The 16,763-nt window shown below is 53.3% G+C and carries 14 protein-coding genes and 2 pseudogenes; 6 read left to right on the top strand and 10 right to left on the bottom strand.

What is annotated here, in order from left to right:
* Positions 1–149 precede the first annotated feature (149 nt).
* The 3 genes from AD949_RS01810 to AD949_RS01800 all read right to left on the bottom strand — a co-directional run bounded on the left by AD949_RS01810 (position 150) and on the right by AD949_RS01800 (position 3,668).
* A complete protein-coding gene (locus tag AD949_RS01810) occupies positions 150–1,511 on the bottom strand; it encodes an ATP-binding protein (RefSeq protein ID WP_244463441.1) in 1,362 nt (453 codons plus the stop codon).
* Complete coding sequence (locus AD949_RS01805; protein WP_048836779.1) at positions 1,508–2,236, bottom strand: response regulator transcription factor; 729 nt, start codon at positions 2,234–2,236, stop codon at positions 1,508–1,510. Before AD949_RS01805 ends, AD949_RS01810 begins: the two co-directional genes overlap by 4 nt.
* Before the next feature lie 601 nt (positions 2,237–2,837).
* A complete protein-coding gene (locus AD949_RS01800; protein WP_052944595.1) occupies positions 2,838–3,668 on the bottom strand; it encodes a sulfotransferase family 2 domain-containing protein in 831 nt (276 codons plus the stop codon).
* A 369-nt stretch (positions 3,669–4,037) separates the two neighbouring features.
* On the opposite strand from AD949_RS01800, the pseudogene AD949_RS13575 reads away from it, so the two are divergent.
* Positions 4,038–4,741: pseudogene (locus AD949_RS13575) on the top strand (IS5 family transposase).
* A 145-nt stretch (positions 4,742–4,886) separates the two neighbouring features.
* Here AD949_RS13575 and AD949_RS01785 read toward each other — a convergent pair.
* The gene (locus AD949_RS01785; RefSeq protein WP_048836792.1) at positions 4,887–6,299 is read right to left on the bottom strand and encodes a helix-turn-helix domain-containing protein; all 1,413 of its coding nucleotides are present in this window, start codon (positions 6,297–6,299) and stop codon (positions 4,887–4,889) included.
* Between the two features lie 127 nt (positions 6,300–6,426).
* Between AD949_RS01785 and AD949_RS01780 the strand changes: the two genes are divergently transcribed.
* The 4 genes from AD949_RS01780 to acs are packed head-to-tail and all read left to right on the top strand — an operon-like array spanning position 6,427 to position 12,195.
* Entirely contained in the window at positions 6,427–7,989 is a 1,563-nt protein-coding gene (locus tag AD949_RS01780) for an MmgE/PrpD family protein (RefSeq protein WP_048836782.1), read from the top strand.
* A 33-nt stretch (positions 7,990–8,022) separates the two neighbouring features.
* Positions 8,023–9,192 (top strand): bifunctional 2-methylcitrate synthase/citrate synthase, encoded by a 1,170-nt coding sequence (prpC, locus tag AD949_RS01775; protein ID WP_048836783.1) that lies wholly within the window; start codon positions 8,023–8,025, stop codon positions 9,190–9,192.
* Entirely contained in the window at positions 9,189–10,121 is a 933-nt protein-coding gene (prpB, locus tag AD949_RS01770) for a methylisocitrate lyase (protein ID WP_048836784.1), read from the top strand. The genes prpC and prpB overlap by 4 nt, the downstream gene beginning before the upstream one ends.
* A 52-nt stretch (positions 10,122–10,173) precedes the next feature.
* Positions 10,174–12,195, top strand: a complete 2,022-nt coding sequence (gene acs / locus AD949_RS01765) for an acetate--CoA ligase (RefSeq protein ID WP_048836793.1) — start codon at positions 10,174–10,176, stop codon at positions 12,193–12,195.
* Positions 12,196–12,471: 276 nt separating this feature from the next.
* Here the strand turns inward: acs and AD949_RS01760 are convergent, their stop codons facing one another.
* From AD949_RS01760 to AD949_RS01740, 6 genes are all read right to left on the bottom strand, one after another.
* Positions 12,472–13,152, bottom strand: coding sequence for a DUF4410 domain-containing protein (locus AD949_RS01760; RefSeq protein ID WP_048836785.1), 681 nt, complete (start codon positions 13,150–13,152; stop codon positions 12,472–12,474).
* Positions 13,149–13,523, bottom strand: a complete 375-nt coding sequence (locus tag AD949_RS13570) for a hypothetical protein (RefSeq protein ID WP_082064861.1) — start codon at positions 13,521–13,523, stop codon at positions 13,149–13,151. The genes AD949_RS01760 and AD949_RS13570 overlap by 4 nt, the downstream gene beginning before the upstream one ends.
* A 37-nt stretch (positions 13,524–13,560) precedes the next feature.
* The gene (locus AD949_RS01755) at positions 13,561–13,920 is read right to left on the bottom strand and encodes an EF-hand domain-containing protein (RefSeq protein ID WP_048836786.1); all 360 of its coding nucleotides are present in this window, start codon (positions 13,918–13,920) and stop codon (positions 13,561–13,563) included.
* Positions 13,921–14,323: 403 nt separating this feature from the next.
* Positions 14,324–14,776, bottom strand: coding sequence for a periplasmic heavy metal sensor (locus tag AD949_RS01750; protein ID WP_048836787.1), 453 nt, complete (start codon positions 14,774–14,776; stop codon positions 14,324–14,326).
* Complete coding sequence (locus AD949_RS01745; protein ID WP_048836788.1) at positions 14,773–15,285, bottom strand: hypothetical protein; 513 nt, start codon at positions 15,283–15,285, stop codon at positions 14,773–14,775. Before AD949_RS01745 ends, AD949_RS01750 begins: the two co-directional genes overlap by 4 nt.
* The gene (locus AD949_RS01740) at positions 15,282–15,920 is read right to left on the bottom strand and encodes a sigma-70 family RNA polymerase sigma factor (RefSeq protein WP_248845773.1); all 639 of its coding nucleotides are present in this window, start codon (positions 15,918–15,920) and stop codon (positions 15,282–15,284) included. Before AD949_RS01740 ends, AD949_RS01745 begins: the two co-directional genes overlap by 4 nt.
* A 237-nt stretch (positions 15,921–16,157) precedes the next feature.
* Between AD949_RS01740 and AD949_RS14400 the strand changes: the two are divergent.
* Positions 16,158–16,483 (top strand): annotated as a pseudogene (locus AD949_RS14400) (IS3 family transposase); the annotation flags it as partial.
* Between the last annotated feature and the right edge of the window lie 280 nt (positions 16,484–16,763).

Genomic DNA, 16,763 nt, shown 5'->3' with positions numbered 1-16,763 from the left:
GCACCGGATAAGCGCTGCGACGTTCTACTCGTGGCGATTAAAATTATGGTGAAGTGGAGGTCTCGGTGGTTCAAGGCTTTGGAGGGCGAGAACGCGAAGCTGAGGCGGTTTTTGACGGAGAGCGCAACGGGCGTCTCGCAACCTGATAGTTAAAAGCCCAACGTTCCTAGCGGCAGCGCGATATGGGCACATAGGCCGTGTGGTGCAATATTGCTGAGCACAAGCTGGCCGTTGTGGCGGGTGATAATGGCGTCTGCAATAGAAAGGCCCAGTCCCAGTCCGCCGTCCGAGGCCCGGGCCGGGTCCAGCCGATAAAAAGGGAGACGGGCAGAGGCCAGTAGGTTGACCGGAATGCCGGGGCCGTTATCGCTGATGTCAATCAGGGCGCGTTGCCCTTCCTTGCGAAGTGAAACGTGTACCTCTGTTCCATATTTCAGGCCATTTTCAATCAGATTACTAAGGGCACGTTCCAGCGCTGTGGTTTGGTAGAAGCCTATTAATTGTGGGGGGCCGACATAGTGAATGGTGTGCCCCACAACGCCGAATTCATGGCACAGGCTTTCCAGCAGGGAAGCAAGGTCAATCGCTTCTGCTTTTTCAGCATCGGTCTGTTCACGCAGGAAGTGGAGAGCCCCGTTCAGCATTTTTTTCATTAGGGTAAGATCGTGCTTCATAGCGGAAGGGGACGCTTCCTCTCCTCCCAGTTCTAATCGCATGAACAGACGGGTGAGCGGTGTGCGCAGGTCATGCCCGATGGCAATGAGCATCCGCGTGCGTTCTTCCGCAGAAGCGGCAATTCGGGCCTGCATGCGGTTGAAGGCGTGGGTCAGTTGTCGCACCTCTGTTGGGCCATGCTCAGGGAGTGGCTCTGGAGCAATATCATAGCTAAACGCATCTGCCTGTACAGCGATGTTCCGTAAAGGGCGGCTGATATGCCAGATGCTCCAGAAGGTGAGAGAGAGCGTAATCGTCAGCAGAAAAGTTAGAGACAGCGTGAGCGGCATGGTCCAGCGCATCATGCGGCCAAAGCGCATCATGCGCCCAAGATGATGGTTAGACGTATTATAGAGTTGAATACTGATGTTATCGCGCGGAAGGAAGAGATAGGATATCGGTGTGCCGCCCTCACGCGGGGCGCAGCTTTTGGCATGCAGGGCGTGAGTGCCGAGATTGCCTCGGAACACCAGCATGCGTTGCAAAAAAGCTGTGATGTGGTCGGTCGGAACCACAACGCAGGGAGGCGTCTGGCTTACAGTGAATATGACCTCATTGCTGGATATTCTCCGGGCAATAGCTTCACGGAACTGTGGAGGAGCCGCCTGGAGGGCTTCCACTCCGGTTTCGACGGCCAGAATATTGGTCCATGGGCCGCCCGGTAAAGAGGGCGCCATTGGCCTGAACGTATAGAGCAGAAAAGAGGTAATACTCAGGGTAAGAAACATGCAGGCGGAAACCAGCACAACCATCTGACCGTAAATGGTGCGTGGGTAGAGTTTGGAAAATGCCTTCATGGCGTACGGTCGTCAGGGTCAAAAATATAACCTCCTCCGCGAATGGTGCGGATCAGTTCCAGTTGTCGCCCTTCATGCGATAACTTGCGTCGTAGGCGGCTAATCAGCAGATCAATAGCGCGTGGGTCTACATTTTTTGCATCACCATGGATACGGGTCCGCAATTCTGTCCGATCAAATATACGGCGCACATTCTGGCAGAAGGTCAGGAGGAGGTCGGTTTCCGAGCCAGTGAGAGCTACACGGATTCCGGTCTTACCATAAAGTGCGCGCTTAGCTGGTTCAAACAGCCAGTTGTCAAATCGGTAGTGCTGAACGCCTCGAGGTTGGGTCGGTGAGGCTTCCGGTTGTGGGCGTCTCAGCACGGCCCTGATGCGGGCAGCAAGTTCTTCCAGATCAAATGGTTTGGTCACATAATCATCAGCACCCAGATCCAATCCGGAAATGCGGTCATGAATATCGTTTAATGCACTGACCATAATGATGCGCGAGGCCGAGGTTTCCCGCAAATACTGGCACAGGCTGCGTCCATCTTCATCTGGTAGCATGAGGTCAAGTAGGGTGAGGTCCACAGGCCGACGTTTTTGCACGGCGTTAATGCCTGCGCGGTTGAGCGCGGTGGAGACATCATACCCTAGCCTTTGCATGTAGCGTTGTAATAACCCGCAAATTTCTGGGTCATCTTCCACAATCAGGACATGAATAGTCTGCGGAGTGTCATTCATGGCTGGGTGCGCTTCTGACGGTGAGGAAGAAGGAAAGGGAATATGGGCAGACAAATGTGCCTCTCTCGTCTCAGTTCGGCTGTACGAATTTTTCTATTAAGGCTCTGTTTTTGCATGAGGATGCAAGGAAAAACTGGATAGCATAGAAAAAGATATTTTATGGATGGTGTCTTATCTGTGTCAGGCTATGAAAGCCAGAGTCGTTCTGATTGTTAGAGTTGAAAGAATTTACGAGGTTCGTCTTGAAAGGGATGATTCCAGTTTCCTTTTCTATGATTTGAGTTTTCCTGATTTTTGTGAGGGTTTTTACGTTTATTAATATGAGATATGACTGATGTAATAGCTCCCAGAATGGTGGCGAAGAGAATGGTTTTTTAATATCATAAAACGCTTTTTGCAGAGAACGAAAAGAAATGATTTGTTGTGTATTGGAAGAGTAAAAAACATAAATTCTAAAATAATTGAAAAACAAATAAATAAAAAATTGGAAATATATATAATAAAAATAATAAAATGATCGTTATGAAAATATTCATATTATTTATAACAGTAATTCCCGATCATATCCCCATTCTCCATCTACTGAGGTTTATACGTGGCACTATAGGTTGCCGGTCAGGGCCATGCGGAAGCGGGTAGGTAAGTGTGTCCGTAAGCTGGGCTTCTGTAGAGTGGGGGAGGGTTTGGTAAAAGCATTAATTTGGCTTATTGACTCTATGATTTTGTAATCATCCTTGTAAATATTTATAATTTTTTCTTTTTGTGAGATATTGATATTGGTGGTGAAGCGTCGTGTCGTGTTGATCTTCTTGATCTCTCCGGCATACAATCCGGGGATAAACGGGTGGATCCGGTCAATATCCTTGAGATCAAACAACATTTTGACCGCAAGATTACCATGTCGGTCAGTTAGATACCAGTGTTGCGGGCGCAGGACATGGTCCAGATGGTAGATGGATGAGACGCTTTCTACATACTCAATCATGCGGTCCAGTGTTGTTAACTCTGCATAGTGCGCCGCAAAGCTGGGATGTAGGCTGACGTGACTACCGCCACCATTGCGGATAAAATCATAAGAAGAAAGGAAGCGTTCGACCGGATCTCGCCAGAGCGCAAAACTGGGAAGAGTGCGCACCATGTCCGGCGCGTGCTTCTGGTAATATCGGATGCTTTCATGCCGCATGCTACACTTATACAACGCCTGAGAGATGGCTGTTCCGGCATTTTTAGGGACGTGAATGAATAGTACGCCTGCCTCCCGAATAATCTGCAACCAGTTTTGCCGCTTTTTACTCAGGGGTAGCAGTGGGAGCCGCCAGTCCACATAGCGTTCTTGCAGGTCTCCATGGAGTGTGACGCCGCAAAGCTGCGCCATAGTTTTCTTGCGGGTCTCCTGAATCTGTTGTCGCAGAGTAGAAAAAGCAGAAAACATGCATAAATCCAGTAAAAATCCGCAGAAAATCAGGAATCATTCCATTTTCTATGTCAAAAATGAAATAATGAACAAATAAGATATTGCTTTGAAAATCGTTTTAGCGCGTGCAATTCTATTTCTGGAATACCAAAAAAGGAGTGCGGTCATTTTATTTCAATTTTGACAAAAACACCCAAAATCAATTGAACAATCACACCAACTATGAGAGCACAGACGTCCACCCCCTTGCCATGTATCGGTGGACCTAATGTTCTGAATGACGGATCTACGGCGTGTCGTCAGTTAACTGCTGATTTTGGCGGTTGAGGATTGTACTTTTTGTCTTCCTGTGGTGTCTGTTTTCCCGGGTTTGAGGGAGACAGACGGATGCGACGCTACAGTTTACGCGATGAACAATGGGAGCGGATAAAGAATCTTCTTCCCGGTCGTGAAGGTCATGTCGGCGGCGCGGCTGCGGCCAACCGTCTGTTTGTGGAAGCTGTGCTGTATCGTTATCGTGCGGGCATTCCATGGCGTGATCTTCCTGCCCGTTTCGGAGACTGGAAAAGCGTGCATCGCCGTCTGCGGCGCTGGTGTGAAAGTGGTGTGATTGAGCAGATTTTTCGTCATCCGGCAGCAGATCACGACAATGAACACATGATGATCGATAGCACGATTGTCCGGGCGCATCGCCACAGTGCCGGAGCCCTCAAAAAGGGGGTACGGATCAGGCCATCGGACGATTACGAGGCGGGCTGACAACAAAAATCCATGCCATTTGTGATGCTCTGGGAAATTCAGTGGAACTCGCTATCACGCCCGGATAAGATGCTGATATCAGTCGGGCGGAACAGCTGTTGGAAAACATCGACCCGGATGCCTTCCTTGCCGACAGGGCGTATGATGCAAACAGGCTGATCGACAGGCTGACAGAGCGCAGGATTACCCCGGTCATCCCGCCAAAACGCAACAGAACGACACATCGGAAAATAGATTTCACTCTCTACCGGGAGCGAAATTTTTTCGAAAGGTTCTTTAATAAACTTAAACAGCTCCGCGCCATCGCAACCCGCTACGACAAACTGATATAAACCTTCTTCGCAGCCGTCCAGTTCGTTTCAATCAGCACCCTGCTTAAATGACGTCTCGCAACCCGACAGGTAGCCGAATGATAGGCTACTCAACCCGAAGGTTGCTCGAACAAGGAACGTCTCTGTTGCTGGGCGTATACCTCTGCTACGCTTCTGGTAATGCCCGATAAGGAACAACGCCACGTGCGTGGCTGCCGGTGTCCAGAATACGGCCTGAGACGGGGAGCGAGCGGTGGCTGCACTGGTCGCGCCCACAGGCCCGGCATCCGGGGCCAATGGGCACAACCAGAGTATGGTCGTCCAGATTCAGGCCTGCCGCATAGACGGTTTTCGGGGCGTCAGCTATGGCGCAGCCCAGAACCATCGCAATTTGCCGGGGGCGGTCGGCATAGCTGGAGCCTTCATGCCCCACAGTGCGCGCAATATTCAGATAGATGGCATCATCCGTTGTCTGGGAGAGCTGAACCTGAATTTGCCCCGGCGTGGCAAAAGCGCGAAATACGTTCCAGAGCGGGCAGGGGCCGCCAAAGCGTGCTTGGGAAAAACGGTTGGCAGAAAAGCCCTTCAGAATATTTCCAGCAATATCAAGTTTGAGAAAATAGAAGGCAATGCCCTCAATTCCCGGACGTTGCATCGTGCTGAGCCGATGGCAGATCTGCTCAAAACTGACGGAAAAATGGCGGCGCAGTTTATCAATATCGTAGTGCATTATTTGAGCCTGTTCCAGAAATCTGGTGTAAGGCAGAATTAAAGCACCAGCGAAATAATTGCTGAGGTAAACGCGGGCGAGTTCTTGAGCATTATGGTCTTTGGGGCCTTCGCGCCGCAGGATGTCGCTTATCAGGCGGCTCTGTTCAAGCTGGCCAATAATCTGGGCCAGAAAGAACAGAGTGCTTTCATGCGGCTGGTTATGGGGCAGGGAAATCTGCCGCTTGTGCTGGTCAATGCGCCAGACAAGTCCTCGGCTCTCCATATCGGCGCTCTGGATGATCTGAAGTCCGTGTTTTGTTTGGAGATAGTGGATCAGAGCCTCATCCGGCTGATCTGATCCCGGTAAAATATTTTCATAAAATTCTTCTGCTGCTCTATCAAGTTCATGAAAATAATTTCTATGCTCCTGTACCCAGTTCCCAACTGCTTCATAGGGTTCTGGTGTCAAATGTTTTGCTGTATCCGCGTCTCGTTCCTGATTGAAACTATAGGCGCGATAGAGCGTAAGAAATGCCTTGCAGAGCTCAGGATTCTGGTTGGCTGCTTCCGTCATTTTTGCAAAGGAAAGTGGCGCATTCTTGAAAACGGGATCCGCCATTGTCTCGCGCAGCGCCTGTATGGTGTGCGCCTCCCGCGTATCACTGAACCATGCGGGTGTCAGATCAAAGCGTTCACATAAAGCCTGTAAAAGGCGGGTGGGCAGAGGACGATGGTTCCGTTCAAGCTGGTTCTGATAGCTGAGTGAAACGCCCACAAGGTCGGCCATGGCCGACTGCGTCAGACCTTCCCGCTTGCGGAGATGTTGCAAGCGGTTTCCGGCAAAGAGTTTGGTTTTCGTCCTTGGCATGCCGACCTTCACAGACTTTGCAACTGGGGCAAATTCATTTGCTTCTTTCTACTCTTATCCCTCTGCCGCTCTTTACGACAGTCTGCGAATGTTCCTTCCAGATCACAAGATGGCAAGGAACAAAACAATGCAACATCATGCAGTACGTGTTCATCCGGAAAGCAACCGGCTGCCCTGTGCCAACCAGTTGGCATGGAAGATTGCGCAGGTTGCGGCTGACCCGGTAGGGGTTGAGGCTGCTGTGGCCGAGATGATTATCAACCGCATGATTGATAACGCGTCAGTTGCCATGGCTTCCGTCAACAGGCATTCCGTCATGAGCGCGCGGGCAGAAGCACTGGCGCATCGCAGGTCGGGGGGGGCGACCGTGTTCGGTATGGGGCCGGATGTGCGGGTCCATGCGGAATGGGCGGCTTGGGCCAACGGAACCGCCGTGCGTGAGCTTGATTTTCATGACACGTTTCTGGCGGCGGAATATTCCCATCCCGGAGACAATATCCCCGGTATTCTGGCCGTAGCGCAGCAGTGCAACCGCAGTGGCGCGGACCTTATCCGTGGTATTGCCACTGGCTATGAAATCCAGATTGATCTGGCCCGTGCCATCTGTCTGCACAAGCACAAGATTGACCATGTAGCGCATCTTGGTCCGTCTGTTGCAGCCGGTATCGGTACGGTGCTGCGCCTGCCGCCGTCAGTCATCTATCAGGCAATTGGGCAGGCGCTGCATGTCACCACGGCCACACGCCAGAGCCGTAAGGGAGAAATCTCCTCATGGAAGGCCTACGCGCCAGCTCATGCTGGCAAAATGGCGGTGGAGTCGGTGGATCGCGCCATGCTGGGTGAAACATCGCCCACCCCTATTTATGAAGGGGAAGATGGTATTATCGCATGGATGCTGGATGGCAAAGATGCCCTGTATCAGGTGCCATTGCCGGAAACCGGGGAACCGAAACGCGCCATTCTGTCCTCCTTCACCAAGGAACACTCTGCGGAATATCAGAGTCAGGCTCTGATCGACCTTGCTTTCCGGATGGGACGCCAGATCACCAATTGGGATGATGTTGAGGATGTGCTGATCGAAACCAGTCACCACACACATTATGTGATTGGTACCGGGTCCAATGATCCGCAGAAGTTTGATCCGCAGGCATCGCGTGAAACGCTTGATCATTCGATCATGTATATTGTCGCTGTGGCCTTGCAGGATGGGACATGGCATCACGTGCGGTCCTACGCTCCCGAACGTGCGCGGCGTGAAGAGACCGTGCGCCTGTGGAAAAAAATTCACACGATCGAAAAACCTGAGTGGACAGAACGTTATCATGAAAGCGATCCGGACAGAAAGGCGTTCGGGGGGCGTATCATCATCCGTATGAAAGATGGCCGGGTTCTGGAAGATGAACTGGCTGTGGCCAATGCGCACACGCTGGGGGCCACACCATGGAAGCGGGATGACTATATCCGGAAATTCATGACTCTTTCAGAGGGGATCGTGTCCAGACCTGAAGCAGAGCGTTTCCTGAGCGTTGTGCAGAAACTGCCGGAGCTTGCAGCCGGAGAGCTGCACCAGCTTGAGCTGAGTATTCCTGCGCAGGATCTACAGTGCAACCGCGTGGAAGGGATTTTCAATTTTGGTCAACTGGGTGCTGACTCTGGAATAGCCCGTCAACCCGCAGCGCTGATGTCCTGATACAGTCTCTGGCAGACGAGGGAGCAAAAGACCATGCATACCCAACTCCACACTACAAAACCCAAAAAATCCGTTGCTCTGTCCGGCACTGTTGCAGGGAATACGGCACTCAGTAACGTCGGTCATAGTGGGAATGACCTGCATTATCGCGGATATGACATCAAGGATCTCGCGCGCACCTGCTCGTTTGAGGAAGTCGCGTATCTTCTCATTCATGGCTATCTGCCCAACACGGCGGAGCTGGAGCTTTACAAGCGCCATCTGGCAAGTATGCGGGACATTCCAGATGTTGTTCGTGCCACACTGGAGCGTCTGCCTGCGTCCACACATCCCATGGATGTGCTCCGCACGGCGGTTTCTGTTATGGGGTGCACCCTGCCGGAGCGCAGTGACTGCCCAATAGCAGGTGCGCGGGATATTGCGGACAAGCTGCTCGCGTCAATGGCGTCTATGCTGCTGTATTGGTACCATTATTCCAACCATGGCAGGCGTATTGAAACCGCGACGGATGATGACAGCACGGGTGCGCATTTCCTGCATCTTCTACACGGGCATGCGCCGTCAGAAGACTGGGTGCAGGCGATGCACACCTCTCTCATCCTCTATGCGGAGCATGAGTTCAATGCCTCAACATTCACATCGCGCGTTGTGGCCGGGACTGGCTCGGACGTGTATTCTGCGGTAACGGCGGCCATCGGCGCGCTGCGTGGCCCCAAACATGGGGGTGCGAACGAGGTCGCTCTGGATATCCAGAAACGCTACCTGACAACGGATGAGGCCGAGGCCGATATCCGGCGCAGGCTGGCGGAGAAGGAAGTGGTGATTGGCTTCGGGCATCCGGTTTATACGCTGGCTGACCCCCGCAATGAAATTATCAAGGAAACGGCGAAGAAGCTTTCACGGCGTAACGGCACGATGCGGTTATATGATGTTGCCGAGCGGATTGAAAAAGTGATGGCGGAACAGAAGAAGATGTTTCCCAATCTCGATTGGTTCAGCGCGGTGTCCTACAACGCGATGGGGATTCCCACCAGCATGTTTACCCCTGTGTTTGTGATTGCGCGCGTGACCGGTTGGTGTGCGCATATCATGGAACAGCGGCAGGATGGAAAAATCATTCGTCCATCAGCCAATTATACAGGGCCGGATGCACGTCCTCTGCCCCCCCTGCGTGAACGTGATGGACTGGAGTACGCAGCATGACCTATCTGACAGGCAAAGATCGTCCCTCCATCCCGGCCGGGCATCGTTTCAAAGAGATGATGCATGCTAAAGGTATTATGCAGATTCCCGGTGCGCACAACGGACAGGCGTCGCTTCAGGCAAAGGATCGGGGGTTTGAAGCCCTGTATCTGTCTGGCGCGGCTATGACCGCCAGCATGGGGCTGCCGGATCTTGGGATTATTACGATAGATGAAGTCTGCTTCTTCATTCGTCAGATTGTCAGAGCGTCCGGATTGCCCGTGCTTGTGGATGGTGACACGGGATATGGTGAAACACTGAATGTTATGAACATGGTGCGCTCCTTTGAAGAAGCCGGAGCCGCTGCCGTGCATATTGAAGATCAGGTTCTACCCAAGAAGTGCGGCCATCTGAATGACAAGAAGCTCGTATCCCCTTACGAGATGGCCCAGAAAGTGGCGGCGGCTGTCGCGGCCCGGCGGGATATGGTGGTGATCGCCCGCACTGACGCCGCCGGGTCTGAAGGGCTGGATGGTGCTGTTGCACGGGCACGCCTGTATCATGAAGCGGGCGCGGATGCCATTTTCCCGGAAGCCCTGACATCTGCCGAGATGTTCAGAGAGTTTTCCAGCCGTCTGCCAGATGTGCCTCTTCTGGCCAATATGACCGAGTTCGGGCGTTCTCCCTATTTCACGGCCTCGGAGTTCGAGGCGATGGGATACAGCATGGTCATCTGGCCTGTCAGTTCCCTTCGGGCGGCCAATAAGGCGCAGGCCGATCTGTATGACACACTGGCCCGTAATGGCAGCACAGAGGAGATGCTGAGCCGGATGCAGACGCGGGAAGAGCTGTACAAGACGCTCAGATATTACGATTATGAAGCACTCGATGCAGGTATTGTGGCCACGGTTCTCCCGCATGTCGGGCAGACAGATCGTTCAGCAGCCTGAAACCGGAAAATTCTGTCCTTCTGGTTATAAAAAGAACAAGGAAAATAAAGCCATGACAGAGCATACGGTTATCCCCGCAGGGGCCTATCCGCACTATTCGGCGATCATGACGCCGGAACAGTTGCAGGCCATGCGCGCTCATGCCCAGACTGATCCTGATGCGTTCTGGCTGGAGCAGGCGCAGCGTGTGCATTGGTTTAAAAATCCGACACAGGGTTTTGTGGGCAGCTTTGAAAATGATGTCTCCATAAGCTGGTTTGCGGATGGCACGCTGAATGCGTCTGTCTGCTGCATAGATCAGCATCTGACGGACAAAAGAGATCAGGTCGCGCTCATCAGTCAGCGCGAGGCGGAAGGGCGCTCTGAAAGTCTGACGTATCGTGACCTGCATGAGCGTGTCTGTCGTCTTGCCAATGCCCTGACATATCTTGGCGTGCAGAAGGGGGACCGTGTGGCCATCTGCCTGCCAATGGTGTCGGAAGCGGTTGTGTCCATGCTGGCGTGTACCCGCATTGGCGCGGTGCATGTGGTCATGTTTGGCGGGTGTTCAGCCGATGCGGTGGCGGAGCGGCTGGTGGATAGTGGCGCACGGGCTGTTATTACCGGTAGCATGGCATGGCGCGGTAAAAAAATTGTGCCTTATAAGGAAACTCTGGATGAAGCCTTGCAGAAGGCTGGTGAGAACAGCAATGTGAAAGCCATGCTGGTCGTACGTACGTCTGATGAGGCTGTTCCGATGCTTCCCGGTCGTGATTACGATTATCATGATTTTGTTGATCACTTCGAGGCAGACTTCATTCCGGTTCCCATGAACGCGGAAGATCCTATGTTCATGCTCTATACGTCCGGCAGCACGGGTAAAGCCAAGGCCGTGGTGCACGCCACGGGCGGGTATATGGTCTGGGCCGCTTACACCATGGGTATGGTCTATACGCATCAGCCCAAAGATGTGCTGTGGTGCACGGCGGACGTAGCGTGGATTACCGGGCATACGTCCGTGGTGTACGGCCCGCTGGCTAATGGTGGGACAACCATGATCTCTGATAGCCTTCCAACTTTTCCCGCGCCGGGGCGGTGGCTTGATCTGATTGACGCGTACAAGGTGACCATGTTGTTCACCGCGCCAACTGCCGTACGTGCAATGATGGCGGACGGAGATGCAGAGGTAAACAAACGGGATTTAAGTTCCCTGCGTCTGCTGGGTGTTGCGGGGGAACCCATAAACCCGGATGCGTGGCTATGGTACCATGATGTTGTTGGTAAAAAGCGATGCCCTGTGGCCGATACATGGTGGCAGACGGAAACTGCGGGCGTGGTATTGGGTCCTGTGCCCGGTGTGCAGTCGCTCAAGCCCGGTTCTGCAACCATGGCTTTGCCGGGTGTGGAGGTTGCTCTTGTCAATACGGAAGGCCGAAGAGAAGAAGGGCCTGCGTCGGGGGCGTTGTGCATTGTGCGCTCATGGCCCGGCCAGTGCCGCACACTCTGGAAAGATCATGACCGTTTCCGGCAGGCTTACTTCTCCATGGTGCCGGGATTGTATTTTACAGGAGATGGTGCGCGGCGGGATGAGGACGGCTATTACTGGATCACCGGTCGGATGGATGATGTCATCAACATCGCCGGGCATCGTCTGGGAACAGCAGAAGTTGAGGATGTGTTAGGCGAGGACCATCGCATTGTGGAATCTGCGGCTGTCGGGGTGCCTCACGCAGTCAAAGGGCAGGCGCTGGTTGTTTTTGCCATTCCCTGTAAATCTGCGGCAACCGAGGTGAATGAAAAAGACATCAGCCGCCTGATTGCCTCCCAGATTGGGCGGTATGCCGCGCCAGATGCTGTGTATCTGGTCCCGGATCTGCCACGTACCCGCTCTGGCAAAATTGTCCGTCGTCTTCTACGCAAAATTGCTAGTGGCGATACGGAGACGCTGGGGGATCTGTCCGCGTTGAGTGATGCTTCTCTGGTCGAAACACTGTGTGCGTTTGTACAAAAGCAGGCATGTTCAGAAAAAAACGCGGGCGCATCCATAGGGATTCAGGAACGCTCGGTTTTTGGTGGAATAAGAGCCGCTTCGTAAGATGGGTTTTAAGAAGGTTTTGTGCCGGATGGAAAACTCCTTCCGGCACAAAACCGTTACAAGGCCAATCCACGACGCTGTTCTTCGCAAGTTAACGGTTATGAGGTTCGCTTTTATGGAAAGTCCTCATGGATCATGAGCGCAACGTCGCTTAACAGAGATCACATGGTTCCGAACTAAACTGGGATACGTCCACCGGGCTAAATGTCTAATGTCTTTTCAGCCTCTACTCCTAATCGTACTTTGCATCTTTTGCAAAAAACCAGAGTAGCGGATTTACCCGTTCCTCTCATTTTCTGGCGGCAGCCATCCGTTCGTTCGGTAGTAATCCACCATTTTCGTGACAATTGCCTCTGCGGTTCTGTCCGCATCTTCATGACCGTCGCTCAAAGCTTCTTTTGCAATGGCGTGCGCACTATGTACACCAAAGCCGATCGGATTCCATGCGCCGGCAAGAACCCCCGGCATGTACCCGCTATTGGCTTTAACAGTAAAATCCATAAGGTTCGTCAGCTGTGTTCCACGTTCATCATATAAAATAATATGAGAGTGTAGGCGGCTTTGACCTGTCCCGAAGCCAACCAGTTCCCGCGCCCATGCATTGCCACCTTCAATGATGCCAATATCGACCACGAGCGCCAGATCACGACCATTTGCCTGAGGCAGCGTTTCTGATGTGGTTGCGGCATGCGCAATAATACCGGCTACCTCAAGCTTTTTCGCTAGTCCCGCAGCCAGCGCCTGCATGTTCTGATCCAGACGCTTTGCATTCTCCATCGTGCGGGGCATGTTAGTCGTCACGGTCACCGCAACCGGGGCGACAGGCTGGGTGTCATTCACGACCACGGGTTTTTGGACATGCGCGGCAGCGCAGGACGTAAGGAATAGAGCCGCCCCTATCGTCAGGAGTTTTCCTGTCACCGTCACGGACCGGCTTTTCAGACATGATAGCATCATGGTACCGGGTGCGCCGGATAGACATAGACGGGAGCAGGCGCCACGACCACTGGCGGCGCATAGACGACCGGCCTCGGGGCGACATAGACCGGGTATGGATAAGAGTAAGGATAGGGGGAAGGATAAGGATGCACTGCCGCACCGATTGCAGTGCCCACCGCAACGCCGGCCGCAACTGCCCCCGCCGCACGCCATGGCGCACCGTAGCAACATGGACCGACTACCGGGCGATATGGACCGGGTGTATGCACCACAGCGGCACCGCCATGTGGCCCCCAGTAAGTCACTGTTCTGGCGCTCGCCGGGACGATACAAGCGATACAGGTCGCGATGCTGATTACGCCACCGAGCATATGAGGAATTTTTGACATGCCTCACCTCCATCCTTCAAGATGTTATAGTTGTTTTTTAGGATTGGGGATTCCAGTCATCAGGTGTCAGATAACCTTTGCTTTTCGTATCCATCTGGGCGAGTTTTCCGTCGAGCCGCGCCTTCTGGTCCTCGGGTGAAAGTCGTTTGAACATGGCGGCGCGCATGCCGCCTGCCGTCGCCATCCGGGATTTGGCAAATATTTCGAATTCATCATACGAAATGCGTCCGTCATGGTTCGTATCAGCCGCTTGAAAACTCGCCATGCGTCGGTCATCAGAAGCATTCTGCGCGAACACCCTGTCACTCAGGACTGGTCCTGCTAGACCCAGAAAGAAAGGGGTCAGAAGAGAAAAAGCGCCAATTTTTATCATGAACTCTTTAGAAGAACCGGACATGCTGACCTCCGTTTGATTATCCAATGCTGTTACGGGTAGAAGTAGAAAATACGACGCTACAAACATGATTTTTTGTGAAAGGTTAGAAGAAGGATAAATTACGGCCAACGGCAGGCACATGACAGCGCCAGTGTTCCATAGATCCTTGATGGTGTGTCATGCTCAACCATGCGTCTTAAGCAGACGTCGCAACATAACAATATTGGCCGTGTCAGGTCGGTCTGGCGCACACGACCAGACGGTAAAATTAGATTAGACGGCATTGTCCGAACCTATTCTTACGCTGCTCAGAACATGATCTGTCATGTTCTGAGCAAAGCATCCGAAGGTAAAGCGCGGTGCGTAAGTCGACCTCGCCAATAATCAGACGTTTTCCGTAATTTTCTGCCGTATTAAAAAGGAATCAGTAGCCAGATTTCTGGCGCGGTGTCGAGTTGACCAATGCACGACGTCCCGCTGGAGATAGCCGCCCCATGGCCTCGACCAGCGCATCGCTGAATGTGCCGACAAAGACGTTCCACGCATCCTGCCATTGCTGCATGGCAGCGCGGGTCGCTACCGGATCAAAATGCGGTGCTAGTAATTGACGGTCAATTTCCGCACGGGCTCGCACGAGGTCTTCCTGTGCCTGCGCATAGTGCGGCGCTTCCTGATGCAGTGCGGCACGGAAAGCTGCTGCGTCCTGCGCATCAAGCCGGGACGTCACATGCCGTAGAATACGTGTGAGAACTGGTACATGACCTTCACGATGGTGCAGATACTGGCCACTGACGACTGCAACCAGAAAGAGATTCAGCACAAGAGAGCCGACCAGAAACCATCGGCGAACCCTGCCGTTTGCGTTGTAAAACATCATGATCCGCCACCACTGACTGGAAACACAAGAAGCGTATTGAATAGGTCGCTAGCCGTGCTGGCCGACTGCACCCATCCCAACCACAGCCCCCCTGTCACGACAAAGGCGCAGCCGAGCGCCAACCCCGCAAAGCGGAAAAGAACAAGACCATCCGCAGTCATCACCCCGGATGGCTGCATGCCTGAGGGACGCGGTATGAAACGCCACCCTCCACGCAAGGACCTCCTGATCGCGTTGCGTCCGGTTAGCCGTCCTGCCACACCTGCGCGCAGACGCGTCAAGGCAGCATGTGGGTCTTCATACGCGCTCTGGGCATGCAGTTCCGCATCCTGAGCGTCAAACGCCCGCATGATGACAGTATCCACATCCTGCTGTGCACGCTGAATAATACGTGCTTCCGGGGACTGTACGAGCAGTGTTTCCGCCCGTTCACGATCGACCTCGGGCCAGCGTGAAAGCTCCGCGCCGTAGCACTCCGCCAGATAGCGAAATTTTTTCTGCGTCATCATGAGCGTTGTCTCCCTGCTGTGCGCCCATCCTGCCTCAGCGTCTCCCGCAAGAGTGCTCGTCCCCGCGCAAGCAGCCTTTCCACTGCCTTGGCCGAAAGCCCCATGCGACGGGCTGCTTCCGCCCCGGACAGACCCTCATCATACACCAGCGCCATCGCCGCCCGTTGCCGCGGCGGTACGGCCTGAAGTGCGGCAGCAAGCGCCTGACGCTCCTGCATCGTTTCCAGCCGGTTTTCCACGGACGGGCTCTCATCAACCTGATCAAAGCCTTCCGGCAGTGGCTCCATCTGCTTCTTGCGCGCAAGATCAATGCTGAGATTGACGATGACCCGATAAAGCCACGTAGTAAACCGCGCGCGTGACCCGTCAAAATCTCCCGCATGTCTCCATGCCCGCACGAAGGCATCCTGCACCAGATCCTCCGCCGTTTCAGCATCACGAGTCAGACGTCTGGCTGTTCGCAGGGCATAGGGGCCATGCCTGAGCATGATCTGGTCAAACGCGTCCCGATCGCCCGTTCCCGACCAGCGCAAAAGGTCTTCATCAGACGCCTCGCCATAGCGCCGACGCTCATCCGCCATTGACTGGGCTCCCGCTCCCGTGTGGCCTGAAGCCACACATTCGGCAAGCTGCATGCCGATCACCCTGCTGAAGCGCCATCCTGTCATGCCATTCCGCCATGTATGCTGTTGGCGATAATACGGCGGGCAAAGAGACCTTCCCCCGCCAGCAACGCAAAATTCTTCAAGACGGTCATTCGGACCACTCCGCACAAAAGAGTTGGCCTAACGGAGCGTAACCCATACCCCCTGTTCAGTGAAAATGGGTTTCCAAGTAAACGTTGCCGCATCACCCATGTAGAGCCATGATTGGCTCTTGTGCTGATCTACTTGGATCAGGGCTGCCAGTTTACCAGCATGGGCTGGACTGCCTTCATACGCCCATAATCTGGAATACGTGCTGAGTCGACGCGGAAAATACCACGAAAATGCTGTGGCGAAGAATTTTTCTCATTGCTCAAGTGTAAGCGCATCCTGCTCCGAACCTACAAAACGCGCAAGGACGCCCTGCAAGACGTGTTTGATGACATCGAAATGTTCTATAATCCGGTGCGTAAGCTGTAAGGAATGGGATGCTGTCATCTGTGCAATTCAAGCAACAGCAGATTTTGGATGCTCAAGGTGTTCAGAAAACTTGAAATTATGCATTATGATCAACAGACTCACATGCATTTTTTCTTAAATCAGATAAAAACGTCCCTACAAAATCCGAGGTAATTCAACCTGAAGTATCATTCGGTCTCTCTGCAAACGGAAGAAAACCATGTCGCGTAACGCGGTATTGCCCACGCGACTTTATCCTAATGATGCCTCATATCTTCATAGTAGTCAGATTAGGGCCCGTTATGGCTTGATCCAGTCTGCTGCGGCAGCTTTCAGGGCCTGCACTTGGGCATCCGTGTTCTGGTCTATCGTTGA

The sequence above is a fragment of the Acetobacter orleanensis genome (assembly GCF_001581005.1).
Classification (GTDB): domain Bacteria; phylum Pseudomonadota; class Alphaproteobacteria; order Acetobacterales; family Acetobacteraceae; genus Acetobacter; species Acetobacter orleanensis.
The sequence above is the reverse complement of the archived record's forward strand: the minus strand, read 5'-3'. Positions and strand labels throughout refer to the sequence as shown.

Coding starts and splice junctions, on each gene's coding strand:
- AD949_RS01745 (WP_048836788.1), bottom strand. CDS start 15,285: ATGATGACGCAGAAAAAATTTCGCTATCTGGCGGAGTGCTACGGCGCG.
- AD949_RS01740 (WP_248845773.1), bottom strand. CDS start 15,920: ATGCAGCTTGCCGAATGTGTGGCTTCAGGCCACACGGGAGCGGGAGCC.
- AD949_RS01810 (WP_244463441.1), bottom strand. CDS start 1,511: ATGAAGGCATTTTCCAAACTCTACCCACGCACCATTTACGGTCAGATG.
- AD949_RS01785 (WP_048836792.1), bottom strand. CDS start 6,299: ATGCCAAGGACGAAAACCAAACTCTTTGCCGGAAACCGCTTGCAACAT.
- AD949_RS01800 (WP_052944595.1), bottom strand. CDS start 3,668: ATGTTTTCTGCTTTTTCTACTCTGCGACAACAGATTCAGGAGACCCGC.
- AD949_RS01780 (WP_048836782.1), top strand. CDS start 6,427: ATGCAACATCATGCAGTACGTGTTCATCCGGAAAGCAACCGGCTGCCC.
- AD949_RS13570 (WP_082064861.1), bottom strand. CDS start 13,523: ATGTCAAAAATTCCTCATATGCTCGGTGGCGTAATCAGCATCGCGACC.
- AD949_RS01805 (WP_048836779.1), bottom strand. CDS start 2,236: ATGAATGACACTCCGCAGACTATTCATGTCCTGATTGTGGAAGATGAC.
- AD949_RS01755 (WP_048836786.1), bottom strand. CDS start 13,920: ATGTCCGGTTCTTCTAAAGAGTTCATGATAAAAATTGGCGCTTTTTCT.
- AD949_RS01760 (WP_048836785.1), bottom strand. CDS start 13,152: ATGATGCTATCATGTCTGAAAAGCCGGTCCGTGACGGTGACAGGAAAA.
- acs (WP_048836793.1), top strand. CDS start 10,174: ATGACAGAGCATACGGTTATCCCCGCAGGGGCCTATCCGCACTATTCG.
- prpB (WP_048836784.1), top strand. CDS start 9,189: ATGACCTATCTGACAGGCAAAGATCGTCCCTCCATCCCGGCCGGGCAT.
- prpC (WP_048836783.1), top strand. CDS start 8,023: ATGCATACCCAACTCCACACTACAAAACCCAAAAAATCCGTTGCTCTG.
- AD949_RS01750 (WP_048836787.1), bottom strand. CDS start 14,776: ATGATGTTTTACAACGCAAACGGCAGGGTTCGCCGATGGTTTCTGGTC.